Source organism: Promicromonospora iranensis (assembly GCF_028994805.1).
Lineage (GTDB): Bacteria > Actinomycetota > Actinomycetes > Actinomycetales > Cellulomonadaceae > Promicromonospora > Promicromonospora iranensis.
Genome location: NZ_JAJQQP010000003.1, coordinates 280,361 through 292,844 on the forward strand (window position 1 = coordinate 280,361; position 12,484 = coordinate 292,844).

Consider the following 12,484-nt stretch of genomic DNA (forward strand, 5'->3'; position numbering starts at 1 on the left):
TCTGCAGGTCGTGCAGGGGGTGCTCACTCCTTGACGCTGCCGGCGGCGAGACCCGACTGCCAGTAGCGCTGCAGGAGCAGGAAGACCGCGATGAGCGGCAGGATCGTGAGGAGCGCGCCGGTGATGACGAGGTTGAAGATCGCCTCGCCGCCGGCGGTGGTTGCCTGCTGGTTCCACGCGTTCAGGCCCAGGGTCAGGGGGTACCAGTCCGGGTCGCGCAGCATGATCAGCGGCAGGAAGTAGTTGTTCCAGGTCGCGACGACGGTGAACAGCAGCACCGTCACGATGCCGGGGGCCAGCATGGGCAGGGCGACCTGGAAGAAGGTGCGGGCCTCGCTGGCGCCGTCGATCCGGGCGGCCTCCATGATCTCGTCCGGCACCGCCTCGGCGGCGAACGTCCACATGAGGTACAGCCCGAACGGCGAGATCAGCGACGGGATGATCACCGACCAGGGAGTGTTCGTCAGCCCCATGTTCGCGAACATGAGGAACGTGGGCACGGCCAGGGCCGTGCCCGGCACGGCCACCGCGCCGATGACGACGGCGAACACGGCGCGCTTGCCCGGGAAGCTGAACTTCGCGAGGCCGTAGCCGCCGAGCAGGGCCAGCAGCGTGGCGCCGCCCGCGCCCAGCACCACGTACAGCAGGGTGTTGAGGAACCAGCGGCCGAACACGCCGTCGTTGTAGGTCAGGACACCGGTCAGGTTGTCCCAGAGGGCGAACTCGCCGCTGAACCACAGGCCGAACGAGCTGAACAGGTCGGGCTGGGTCTTCGTCGCGTTGATCAGCAGCCAGACCAGCGGGATCAGCGCATAGATGCCGACCAGGGCGGTGAGGACGGTGAGCAGGACGCTGCGCGTGGGCCGGGCGTGCGAGCTGCGGCGGTTCCTGATGCGCGGGCGGGGCCGGCGCGCCTTCACGGTGGGCGCGGACAGCAGGGTGTGGGTGCTCATGGCTCAGGCCTCCTTGCGCATGCCGCGCAGCTGCACCACGTAGGCCACGAGCATCGTGAGCACGCCCATGATGATCGCCACCGTGGCCGAGTAGTTGTACTGCTGGCCGGAGAAGGACAGCGAGTAGGCGTACAGGTTGGGGGTGTAGTGCGTCGAGATGTAGTTGGGCGACAGCGCCTGCAGGATGCTCGGCTCGTTGAAGAGCTGGAACGAGCCGATGATCGAGAAGATGGTCGCGATCACGAGGGCGCCGCGGATCGCGGGGATCTTGATCGCGGAGATCACCTGCCACGGGCCCGCGCCGTCGATCTCCGCCGCCTCGTAGAGGGAGGCCGGCACGACCCGCAGCGCCGAGTAGAAGATCAGCATGTTGTAGCCGACGAACTCCCAGGTCACGATGTTGCCGATCGCGGGGAGCACCAGGACGGACGCCAGTGGGTCCGGGATGCTGGTGCCGAGCAGGTCGTTGATGTTGCCGACCAGCCCGAACCGCTCGCCGTACATGAAGCCCCACATCAGCGCGGCGACGACGCCGGGCACCGCGTAGGGCAGGAAGATCGTCAGGCGGAAGAAGTCGCGCCCGTAGAGGCGGCCGCTGTCGATCGCCAGGGCGACGAGCAGCGAGATCCCGAGCATCACGGGAACCTGGACGAGCAGGAACAGGGTGACGCGGCCGACGCCGTCCCAGAACTGCGGGTCGCTGAACGCCCGGGCGTAGTTGGCGAAGCCGACGAACGACGTGCCGCCCACGAGCTGGGTCTGGAACAGGCTCAGGTAGAGCGAATACACGATCGGCGCCAGGAAGACGAGGGCGAACACGATCATGAACGGGCCGACGAAGCCCCATCCGGTCCAGCGGGAGCGGCGTCGCATCCGTCCCGTGGTCCGGGGCACGGCCGAAGGCGATGCGAGCGTGGTCAAGGGAAGTCGCTCCTTCACGAGTGGGGCCAGCATGACGTCGTGTTGACGTAAACATGGTGACGCCGACTAGGGTGCTCGTGAGTTACCGGGGTGTCAAGCGCGCACCGGTGTGACGGTGCATCACGAGGAGGTGGATGCGGTGGAGGGCAGAGGTCCGTCCATGGCCGACGTGGCCGCGCTCGCCGGGGTGTCGACCCAGACGGTGTCCCGCGTGTCGATGGGGCTGGACAACGTGCGGCCGGCGACGCGGGACAGGGTGCTCGCGGCGATGGCGGAGCTGGGTTACGCGCCCAACACGGCGGCACGAGCGCTGCGGTACGGGAGCTTTCGGACCATCGGCGTGATCGCCCACCGGCTCGCCCGGACCGGCGAGTCCCGGACGGTCGAGGCGGTGGTCGAGGCGGCGCGCAAGGAGGGCTACACGGTGACGCTGATCGACGTCGAGAGCCCGTCGTCCGACGTCGTCTCCGCCGCGGCGACCAGGCTCTCGCACCAGGCCATCGACGGCCTGGTGATCATCCGGGCCGAGACCGCCTCGCCGGACACGCTCGCCCTGCCGCCGCGGATGCCCGTGGTGGTGTCGGACTCGCGGTTCGTCGGCCACCACCCCGCCGTCGGTGCGGACCAGGCCGACGGCGCGCGCCGCGCCACGCAGCACCTCCTGGACCTGGGGCACCGCACGGTGCACCACGTCGCGGGGCCGTCCGACTCCATACCTGCCCAGCTGCGGGCCGAGGCCTGGCGGGCGACGCTCGACGCGGCCGGCAGTCCCGTGCCCGAGGTCGTGGAGGGGGACTGGACGTCGGCCTCCGGGTACGACGCCGGACGCCGGCTCGCCGCCGATCCCGAGGCCACGGCGGTCTTCTGCGCGAACGACGAGATGGCGGCCGGTGTGCTCCGGGCCCTGCACGAGGCAGGGCGGGCGGTGCCCGGCGACGTCTCGGTCGTGGGCTTCGACGACATCCTGCTGGCGGGATACCTCTGGCCACCGCTGACGACGGTGGCGCAGGACTTCGACGAGATCGGCAGGCGGCTCGTGGCCCGGCTGCTGCAGCAGGTGCGGTCCGGGGAGATCGAGGACGACGGCGACACGGAGGACCTGCACGAGGTGATCCCGGTGGAGCTCCTGGTCCGGCAGAGCACGGCGCCCCCGAGGTATACGGTCGTCCCCGGGCAGGTGTGAACGTGCCGGAATCCTTACCCGCTGCGCCCGCACGACACATATCTGGTACCGAACATTCACCCTGAGACCCGTAGGATCGGCTCGATGGCGCAATCAGATGGCAGGGGTGGTACGCGCGTGGAGTCACCGTCAACCGAGGCTCCGCTCGACCCGTCGACCCTTCCGACCTGGCGCAGCTCGATGGTCGCGGCAGGCCTCGGGGTGCTGCTGTTCGCCTTCCTCATCTGGCAGGTCGTCGTGCGCGGCCCGTTCATCGCCTGGGACTGGCAGTTCCACTACTACGTGGACGCCCACCACCCGATCGGCTGGGAGAAGGTCTTCCTCGACATCGTCGCGAGCGTCACCGGCGAGCGCATGTTCACCATCCCGATGGTGGGCGGTACCGCGCTCTACGTCGCGTGGAAGCAGGGCGGCCCCGGCTCGCTCTGGAAGATCGGCACCCGGCGCCCCGTGCTGGCGGTGCTGGCCGGCCTCGCGACCATCGCGTCGATCGGCTACGGCACCAAGTTCGGCCTGGGCCGCACCGGCCCCCACCACAACATGGACGTGCTGCACGCCGGCGGCCAGGCGTTCCCGTCCGGCCACGCGGCGAACACGTTCTTCACCGGCTTCTTCATCCTCTGCCTGCTCTTCGCGCACGGCGGGCTGCGGCCGAACGTCACCACGCTGCGCAAGCTGATCCCCGTGGTCGGCGTGATCGTGGCGGTCGCGGGCGCCCTCATGTCGTGGCTGGACTATCACTGGCTCAGCGACATCCCCGGCGGCTGGCTCCTCGGGTTCATCGCCTGCATGGTGGCGCTGTCGGTGCTGCGCGCCCCGCGCCGAGAACGAGAACGGGCGCCCGCGAGCTAGGGGCGGGGCCGTGACGTTCCTCCTGTGGTCGGGCGCCCTCGGCTCGTGGTTGTTCATCGTGACGTTCCTGCTGGACGGCTGGACCCGGCCGGGCTACCGGCCCGTGCGCCACGCGGTCAGCGCGCTGGCCCTCGGTTCGCGCGGATGGCTCCAGACGACGAACTTCATCGTGTGCGGTCTCGCGATCACCGCCGGCGCCGTCGGCCTGGCGAGCGCCCTGGACAGCGTGCTGCTCGCGCTGGTGGTCGCGGTGTTCGGTGTCGCGCTGGTCGCCTCGGGCGTGTTTCCCATGGATCCCATGCGGGCCTACCCGCCCGGGACGCCCGACGAGACGCCGACGGAGGTGTCGACGCGGGCCTCATGGTGTTCGGTCAGGCCTGGGAGGACGACCACCCGCGTACCGGCCTCGTGCAGCGCGCGACGATCATCGTCGGCTGGGTCTGGCTCGGGCTCCTCTTCGCCCACGCGGCCGGATAGCGGCTCGTAGCGGCTCGTAATGGCTCGGCGTAGCGGCTCGGTCAGAGTCGCGCCAGGGCGTCCCCGACCAGCTCCTGGACGACGTCGCGCACCGCCGCGCGGTCCGCAGGGACCAGCCCGATGCGTGTGCGCCGGTCCAGCACGTCGTCCGCGTCCAGGGCGCCCTCGTGGGTGACCGCCCACTCGAGCTCGGCGCGCGTGATGTCCAGGTGCCCGGCCTCGGCGACGCCCTGCCCGACCGCGGCCGCCGAGCCCGGCAGCGCAGCGGCGGCCAGCACCTGGGCGGCCTCGCTGCCGTACCGGGCGACGAGCGCCGGTGGCAGCCCGGCCGGTGATCCGGTGGTCGGGCCCGGCGGTACCGGGGTCCCGAGCGGCTGGACGAGCGAGGGCGCACCGACCAGCGGGAGGGCGGTCGTCCAGCACGGCCCCGCGGTGAGCCCGGCGTGCTTGACCGCGAGGTCGACGGCGTCCTCGGCCATCGTGCGGTAGGTCGTCAGCTTGCCGCCCAGCACGTTCACGGCGCCGGTTGACGGCGACACCTCCACGAGGTGCCGGCGCGAGACGTCGGCGGACGCCTCGTCACCCGACCCGGCGGAGTCGACGAGGGGCCGCAGCCCTGCGAAGGTGCCCACGACGTCGTCGGGCAGCAGGGGACGGGCCAGCACGGTGGACACCGTCTCCAGCAGGAAGTCGATCTCGGGCTGGGTGGCCACCGGCACGTCCGGGACGGGGCCGGGCGCCTCCTCGTCGGTGAGGCCGATGACCACCCGCCCGAGCTGGGTCGGCAGCGCGAACACGTACCGGGAGGCGGAACCCGGCACGGGCACCATGAGGGCGCCCGTCGGGCTGCCGAGCCGTGCCGCGGGGACGACGACGTGCGTGCCGCGGCTCGGCCGGAGCCGCACCGAGGGGTCGACGGTCCCCGCCCACACGCCCGTCGCGTTCACCACGACGCGGGCCCGTACGGCCAGGGTCGCGCCGGTGAGCGTGTCCTCCAGGGTGGCGCCGTCGGCGCGCAGCGTGGTGGCCCGGACCCGCGTGAGGATCTTCGCCCCGCGCCCCGCCGCGGTACGGGCGAGCGCGACGACCAGCCGGGCGTCGTCGACGAGCTGACCGTCGTGCGCGATCCACGCGCCGTGCAGACGCTCGTGCGCGACGGCGGGCACGAGCCGGGCGGCCTCGCCGGGCCGGGCGAGGCGCGGCCCGGGCAGCACCAGCGACGACGTCCCGGCGTCGCGGCGCAGCAGGTCGCCGAGGCCGAACCCGATGCCCACGGTGAGGCCACGCCGCCGCCCCGTGCCGGAGGTGAGGGGCAGCACCTGCGGCAACGCCCGGACCAGGTGCGGCGCGGTGCGGGTCATGAGCACGTGCCGTTCCCGGGCGCTCTCGCGGGCCACGCCGACGTCGCCGGTCGCCAGGTACCGCAGCCCGCCGTGCGCCAGCTTCGAGCTCCACCGCGAGGTGCCCCAGGCGAGGTCGCGCGCCTCGACGAGGGCCACGGACAGGCCGCGCGCCGCGGCGTCCAGCGCCACCCCGGTGCCGGTCACGCCGCCGCCGACGACGAGCAGGTCGACGGTCTCGGCGGCGAGCTCGTCGAGCTCGCGCGCACGGCGCCGGGCGGTGAGGGCGGTGCTCTGCATCGGTCCTGCTTCCGGTGGGGGCGCCCGGGTCAGGGGCGGAGGTAGCCGTCGATGGCGTGGGCGAGCTCGGCCCGCAGGGCGTCGGCGGAGATCACCGTGGTGACCGTCTTGTGCGAGAACACCGCCGACTGGGTGAGGAGCAGGACCATGACGGCCATGTCCGTCGCGGAACCGGGCCGGACCGTCCCACCCTCCTGGGCGGCGGTGATGTTGGCGGCCAGCCACTCGAGGATGACCCGCTGCGACCGGCCGATCCGCTGGAAGGCGTACCGGGTGAACACCTCCGGCTCGGTGCCCAGCAGCCGGCTGAACACGGCGTCGGCGTGGAACAGCTCGCCGAACCGGACCACCCGGTCGACGATGGCCGCCCGGTCGTCGGCACCCGGGCCCACCGCGGTGATCACGAGCTGCATGCGGTGCGCGATGAGGGCGCGGAGCACGTCGTCGGCCGACTCCCAGCGGCGGTACACCGTGGGCCGGGAGACGCCGGCGGCCCGGGCGAGCTCGGCGATGGACAGGCCGCGCGTGCCGCGGGTGGCGACGATCTCGGTGGCGGCCTCCAGGAGGCGGGCCTCCGTGCGGTCGGGACCGTCGTCGGGGCCGGTGGCGGAGGCGGCGCCGGCTTTCGGGGCTGCGTTACGGATTGTCATCTTGTGTCAAACTGTAACGCGGGTCACGATGGGATGCCACACCTGCGGGACCCGCCGAATCGAACCGCCGACCCAGCACGGAGGACGCGTGACCACGCTGCCGGACAACGAGCGCCCGGACCACGAGCACACCTACATGCGCTGGGACGGCTGGGGTGATCCGACGCGAGCACACGGGCTCCCGGGCGGCGTGAAGCTGCTGCTCGCCGCGGTGCTCGGGCGGACGCCGAAGGCGCCGCCCGCGCGGCGCCTCGCCGAGGTGACGATCAGCAGCCCGCCGCTGGCCGCCGACGACCTGGCGGCGCTGGCCGAGGCGGTGGGCGCGGAGCAGGTGGACGCCGGCCATGACGTGCGCCTGCTGCACGCCGGCGGCAAGTCCACGCCGGACCTGCTACGGCGTCGGCAGGCCGAGCAGGCGGCGCCGGGCGCCGTCGTGCTGCCCGCCTCGGAGGACGAGGTCGTGGCGGTCCTGGCCGTCGCGGTCGAGCGTGGCCTCGCCGTGGTGCCGTTCGGCGGCGGCACGGCAGTGACCGGCGGGCTGGAGCCCGACGCCGGGCCGCACCGCGGCGTGGTCAGCCTCGACCTGCGCAGGCTGTCCGGGCTGGTGGCGTTCGACGAGCTCGCCCACGAGGCGACCTTCCTGGCCGGCACCACGGCGCCGGTTGCCGAGATGTTCCTGGCGGAGCGCGGCTTCGAGCTCGGGCACTTCCCGCAGAGCTTCGAGTTCGCCACGCTCGGCGGGTTCGCCGCGATGCGGTCCTCCGGGCAGAACTCCGCCGGGCACGGGCGGTTCGACGCCATGGTCACCGGGCTGCGCGTCGTCACCCCCACGGGCACGCTCGACCTCGGCCGGGCGCCCGGCTCGGCGGCGGGACCGGACCTGGTGCGCTGGTTCCTCGGCTCCGAGGGCACGTTCGGCGTGATCACCCAGGTGCGCCTCCGCGTCCATCCGACCCCCGAGGCCCGCCTGTTCGACGCCTGGACCTTCGGCAGCTTCGCGGCCGGGGCGGAGGCGCTGCGGAACGTCGCACAGCTCGGCACGGGACCCACGGTGATCCGCCTGTCCGACGAGGACGAGACGGCGGTGTCCCTCGCGCAGGTCGGCAACATCGGCAAGGCGCTCGCCACGGGCTGCTCCGCCGTCGTCCTGCACGAGGGCCCCGCCGGGCTCGCGGCCGCCCGCCGCGAGGCGACCGGGCGGGTGCTGCGGGAGGCGGGCGGTGAGCCCGCCGACGCCAAGCTGGCCGCCTCCTGGGACCACGGCCGGTTCAAGGCGCCCTACCTCCGCGACGCGCTGCTGGCCCACGGGGTGTTCTGCGAGACGCTGGAGACGGCCACCACCTGGTCGAACCTGCACGCGCTGAAGACGGCGGTCACGGCGGCGCTCGCGAGCGGGTTCGCCGAGGAGCACGCGAAGAACCGCGTCCTGTGCCACATCTCGCACGTGTACCCCACGGGCGCCTCGCTGTACTTCACGGTGATCGCAGGCCTCGGCACCGAGCCGCTCGAGCCGTGGGGCCGGGTGAAGTCCCGGGTGAACGACGCGATCATGGCGGCCGGTGGAACCATCAGCCACCACCACGGCGTCGGCTCGGACCACGCGCCGTGGCTGGAGCAGGAGATCGGCTCGGCGGGGATCCGGATGATCAGGGCGGTGCAGGCGGAGCTCGACCCCGCCGGGATCATGAACCCGGGTGCTCTTGTCCAGCGGACGACCGCGCAGTGGTGACCGGCAGTGTCGACCGGTGGCCGCTGACCGGCTTGCGGTGGTCCGGTAGGTTTCGGCCATGACCGAGCAGGACAGCAGGACCGGGCACGTCGCGGTGCTCGTGAACCCGGTGTCGGGGCGCGGTGCCGGCCGCGACTGCGGGCACGCGGCGGTCGACCGGCTGCGCGCGCGGGGTGCCGACGTCCGGGTCTACGAGGGCAGCAGCGGGGACGAGACGGTGGCGCTCGGCCGCCGAGCCGTCGCCGAAGGCCCCGAGGTGCTCGTGGTCGCCGGCGGTGACGGGACGGTCTCCTCGGTGCTGCCGCCCCTGCTGGAGTCCGGCATCCCCCTGGCCGTGATCCCCGCCGGCACGGGTAACGACCTCGCCCGTGAGCACGGCATCCCCCTGGCCGACGCCGCTGCCGCCGCGGACCTCTCGCTCGACGGCGCCCGGCGCAGGGTCGACACGGGCACCATCACCGCCGCCGACGGCACGGTGCGCCACTTCGTCACGGTGCTGTGCGCGGGGCTGGACTCGCTGACCAACGAACGCACCAACCGCATGACGTGGCCGACGGGCCCGGCGCGCTACCAGGTCGCCGTCTACCTCGAGTGGCTGCGGCTGCGGACGTTCGGCTACCGGCTGCACCCCGTGGGCGCGTCGCCGCTGGAGCAGGACGGGTACATGCTCGCGGTCGGCCTGACCAGGTACTACGGCGGCGGCGTCCCGATCTGCCCGGACGCCGACCCCGCGGACGGGCTCCTGGACGTGACCCTCGTGCACGCCGTCGGACGGTTCAAGGTGCTCGCGTTCGACTCCCTCATCAAGGCGGGCACGCACGTCCGGCGGCCGGACGTGACCACGCTGCGTGCCTCGGCGATCACGCTGGAGGCCCCGAGCGGCCTGGTCGCCTACGCGGACGGCGAGCACGCGGGCCCCCTGCCGCTGACGGTGGAGGCCCACCGCGAGTCGCTGACCCTCTGCGTCCCCGCGTGACGGGCGTCACCGCGGGCCGGTGTCAGGTTTCGGCGGGCCACGAGGTCTGGAGGGTGTCCGACAGCAGCCACCGAACGGAGACCGACCCATGCCCCGCACGCCGAACGAGCCGGCCCGCAGCATCAGCACCCGAATCAGCGGCGACCTCCCGAACACCCTGACCAACCGTGTGCTGGCTGCGTTCTCCCGTCGGCGGTACGGAGCGGTGCTGGACCCGCTGGTCGCCGTCGGGCACCACGGGAAGGTGACGCGGACGTACGCGCTCACCGAGCTCGGCGTCGGCGGCTGGAAGGCCCTGGACCCCGGCCTGAAGTCGCTCGCGGTCATGGCCGCCTCGGTGTCCATCGGCTGCACGTGGTGCGTGGACTTCGGCTACTGGGAGGCCGAGCACGAGCACATCGATCCCGCCACGCTGCACGACGTCCCCGCCTGGCGGTCCAGCGAGCGGTTCACCGACCTGGAACGGGACGTGCTGGCGCTCGCGGAGGCCGAGACGGCCACCCCGCCGTCGGCCGACGACGAGCTGGTCGCGCGCCTGATCGCGGCCCTCGGCGAGGAGGCCTTCACGGAGCTGGTCGCGATCGTTGCCGTGGAGAACCTCCGCAGCCGCATCAACGCGACGATGGGCCTGAGCGCGCAGGGCTTCAGCGACCGGTGCGAGGTCCCGCTCGGCGGCGCGCTCGGTGAGGTCGCCGGGCCGTAGCGCCCGGCAGTGCCCGACGACGCCGCGGTCGGTCAGGCCCGCGCGAGGTCGCCGGCCACCATGCTCAGCTCACGGCGGGCGTGCTGAGGCACGACCTCGCCGGGGATGCTGAGCCCGACCGCCCACGTGGTGTCGTCGTGCGCGCGGCGGGGGACCAGGTGGGCGGCACAGGTGATGTCGTCGCGGAACTCGCCGTGCTCCTCGACGACCTTGTCCGGCTGCAGCCGGGCCAGCTGGGCGTCGAGCGCGGAGATGTCGGCGGCGGTGCGCGCGGTGAACTTGCGCATCCCGGCGTCGACCACGAGCTCGTAGCGCTCCCGGCGGGAGATGCCGAGCAGCAGGGCCTTGCCGAGCGCCGTGGCATGGGCGGAGACGTCGAGCCCGCGCTCCAGGTCCTCCAGGTACGGGGAGCCCGGGGCCTCGGCGTAGTCGACGACGACCACGCGGCCGGCGCTGATGCGGCCGAGGTAGGCGCTGTAGCCGGTGCTCTGCGCGAGGTGGCGCAGCACCTCGCGCGTGTCCGGGCCGCGGCCGAGCGAGCCGAGCTGCTCGTAGAACCGGCGGCTCACCTGGCCGCCGATGTCGTACGTGCCGTCCTTGAGACGGGTGACGTAGCCCTTGTACGCGAGCGTGCGCACAAGGTGGTACGTGGTGGAGAGATTGAGCCCGCTGCGGCGTGCGATCGCCTTGACCGGCAGCCCTGGAGAGCGGGTCACGACCTCCAGGACGCGGAAGGCGCGGGCCACACTCTGCACCAGGTCGTCCGGGCGTTCCCGGTCGGCGTCCAGCGTCACGTGCCCCCCTTGCTCGTCGGCGATATGCCGGCGTTCGTTTCGACTGCAGGTCCTGCCCGGATGGGTCTCGACAGGGTCGATCGAGGGTGCGACAGTGTCTGTGCCCTCGCGGACATCGTAGCCACGGGCGTGGCCGAGGTCACGATGCATGGTGGGAACACGGGCGGGTTCACCCCTGGGCGATCAACGACGACTGCACAGATACGGCGAATCCATGAATTTACCTGAACCGGATCAAATCCGGCAAGTACCCTCAGGTCCTCGGCCCGTCGTCTCGGGCACGATCCCTGCTCCGAGAGGGCCGGCCACATTGCTCGATGACATGCGCAGCACGCAGGACCGCCCGTGGCCCGGCAGCAGGCCGGTGCGGCTCAGCGGGGTCTCGAACCCGAAGCCCCTGGTCCGCGCGTCGGGCATGCCGGACCCGCGCGTGTTCTACGACGAGCTCGAGAGCGAGTGGGGCGAGGTGGCGCCGGTCGAGCTGGAGCCCGGCGTGCCGGCCTGGCTCGTCATGGGGCAGCGGCTCGTCTACGACGTCATGCGCAACGAGCACGTCTTCGCGACCGACCCCCGGACGTGGAACGGGCACGCACGCGGGGGCCTGCCCCCGACGTCGGGCCTGCGGCCGGTCCTCACGTCGCACCAGCGGTTCGCCGCGAACCACACCGACGGCGCGCTGCGCCAGCGCCTGCGCGAACCCCTCGACGACGCGTTCGCGCAGCTCTCCGAGGGCATCACCGCCTCGAAGACCCGTTCGCTGTGCAACCTCCTCATCGACCGCTTCGAGGACCGTGGGCGCGCGGACCTGATGCTCGAGTACGCGTCGGTGGTCCCGTTCCTCGTCGTCGCCGACATGATCGGGCTCGACCCGGAGGACGGGCAGCGCCTGTTCGACCTGACGCGCCGGGTCTCCGGCGGCGGGACCGACGCCGCTCAGGCGGTGGCCGAGGTCGACAGGATGTTCGGTGGTCTCGTGGCGGCCCGCCGCACGGCACCGGGGCGGGACCTCGCCAGCTCGCTGGTCGCGCACCCGAACATGGGCGAGGACGTCGAGGTGGTCCACACCCTGCTGCTCGTGGCCTACTCGGGCAACCTGACCCTGACTGCCTGGGTCGCGCAGACGCTGCTGCTGACCCTCGCCGACACGCGGTTCTCGGGCCGGCTGCACGGCGGCCGCATCGACCTGGACAGCGCCATGGACGAGGTCCTGTGGCGCTCCACGCCAACCATGCACACCCTGCCCCGGTTCGCCCGGCAGGACATCGTGCTGGACGGCAAGCTCGTCGCCGCCGGCGACCCGCTCGTCCTCGCGATCCACGCCGCGAACACCGACCCGCGGATGGACACCGGCGACCCGTGGGACCACGTCGGCAGCCGCGCCCACGTGTCGTTCGGCACCGGCCCGCACGCGTGCCCGGCGCCCCGGACGGCGCGCGTGATCGCACGGATCGCCGTCGAGACCCTCCTGCGCCGGCTCGACGTCGTCCTGCGGATCCCCGCCGCCGACGTCACCTGGGACCAGACGCTGTGGATCCGCCAGCCGGTGAGCCTCCCGGTCACGTTCCCGGCACCGGTGGACTCGGCGTAGCGCCGGGGTGTGCCCGGT

At 72.7% G+C, this 12,484-nt stretch carries 12 protein-coding genes; 7 read left to right on the top strand and 5 right to left on the bottom strand.

What is annotated here, in order from left to right; genetic code table 11:
- Positions 1-23 precede the first annotated feature (23 nt).
- Positions 24-953: a carbohydrate ABC transporter permease gene (locus LUM46_RS06270; RefSeq protein ID WP_274992917.1), complete on the bottom strand. Its 930-nt coding sequence runs from the start codon at positions 951-953 to the stop codon at positions 24-26.
- A 3-nt stretch (positions 954-956) separates the two neighbouring features.
- Complete coding sequence (locus LUM46_RS06275) at positions 957-1,874, bottom strand: carbohydrate ABC transporter permease (protein ID WP_274992918.1); 918 nt, start codon at positions 1,872-1,874, stop codon at positions 957-959.
- Between the two features lie 160 nt (positions 1,875-2,034).
- Here LUM46_RS06275 and LUM46_RS06280 point away from each other — a divergent pair, with 160 nt between their 5' ends.
- From LUM46_RS06280 to LUM46_RS06290, 3 genes are all read left to right on the top strand, one after another.
- A complete protein-coding gene (locus tag LUM46_RS06280) occupies positions 2,035-3,057 on the top strand; it encodes a LacI family DNA-binding transcriptional regulator (protein WP_274992919.1) in 1,023 nt (340 codons plus the stop codon).
- A gap of 117 nt (positions 3,058-3,174) precedes the next feature.
- Positions 3,175-3,909 carry a phosphatase PAP2 family protein gene (locus LUM46_RS06285; RefSeq protein ID WP_274992920.1) on the top strand — a complete coding sequence of 245 codons (735 nt, stop codon included), beginning with the start codon at positions 3,175-3,177 and terminating at the stop codon, positions 3,907-3,909.
- 10 nt (positions 3,910-3,919) lie between these two features.
- On the top strand, positions 3,920-4,396 hold the full coding sequence (locus LUM46_RS06290) for a DUF998 domain-containing protein (RefSeq protein ID WP_274992921.1): 477 nt from the start codon (positions 3,920-3,922) through the stop codon (positions 4,394-4,396).
- A gap of 31 nt (positions 4,397-4,427) precedes the next feature.
- Here the strand turns inward: LUM46_RS06290 and LUM46_RS06295 are convergent, their stop codons facing one another.
- Positions 4,428-6,026 carry a glycerol-3-phosphate dehydrogenase/oxidase gene (locus LUM46_RS06295; protein ID WP_274992922.1) on the bottom strand — a complete coding sequence of 533 codons (1,599 nt, stop codon included), beginning with the start codon at positions 6,024-6,026 and terminating at the stop codon, positions 4,428-4,430.
- A gap of 29 nt (positions 6,027-6,055) precedes the next feature.
- Positions 6,056-6,676, bottom strand: coding sequence for a TetR/AcrR family transcriptional regulator (locus LUM46_RS06300; RefSeq protein ID WP_274992923.1), 621 nt, complete (start codon positions 6,674-6,676; stop codon positions 6,056-6,058).
- 88 nt (positions 6,677-6,764) lie between these two features.
- Here LUM46_RS06300 and LUM46_RS06305 point away from each other — a divergent pair, with 88 nt between their 5' ends.
- The 3 genes from LUM46_RS06305 (at position 6,765) to LUM46_RS06315 (ending at position 10,084) form a co-directional block, all read left to right on the top strand.
- The gene (locus LUM46_RS06305) at positions 6,765-8,405 is read left to right on the top strand and encodes an FAD-binding oxidoreductase (RefSeq protein ID WP_274992924.1); all 1,641 of its coding nucleotides are present in this window, start codon (positions 6,765-6,767) and stop codon (positions 8,403-8,405) included.
- A gap of 58 nt (positions 8,406-8,463) precedes the next feature.
- On the top strand, positions 8,464-9,381 hold the full coding sequence (locus tag LUM46_RS06310) for a diacylglycerol kinase family protein (RefSeq protein ID WP_274992925.1): 918 nt from the start codon (positions 8,464-8,466) through the stop codon (positions 9,379-9,381).
- 88 nt (positions 9,382-9,469) lie between these two features.
- Positions 9,470-10,084 carry a carboxymuconolactone decarboxylase family protein gene (locus tag LUM46_RS06315; protein ID WP_274992926.1) on the top strand — a complete coding sequence of 205 codons (615 nt, stop codon included), beginning with the start codon at positions 9,470-9,472 and terminating at the stop codon, positions 10,082-10,084.
- Positions 10,085-10,116: 32 nt separating this feature from the next.
- Here LUM46_RS06315 and LUM46_RS06320 read toward each other — a convergent pair whose 3' ends face one another.
- Positions 10,117-10,878: an IclR family transcriptional regulator gene (locus LUM46_RS06320; RefSeq protein ID WP_274992927.1), complete on the bottom strand. Its 762-nt coding sequence runs from the start codon at positions 10,876-10,878 to the stop codon at positions 10,117-10,119.
- Positions 10,879-11,200: 322 nt separating this feature from the next.
- Here LUM46_RS06320 and LUM46_RS06325 point away from each other — a divergent pair, with 322 nt between their 5' ends.
- Positions 11,201-12,466 carry a cytochrome P450 family protein gene (locus LUM46_RS06325; RefSeq protein WP_274992928.1) on the top strand — a complete coding sequence of 422 codons (1,266 nt, stop codon included), beginning with the start codon at positions 11,201-11,203 and terminating at the stop codon, positions 12,464-12,466.
- Positions 12,467-12,484 lie beyond the last annotated feature (18 nt).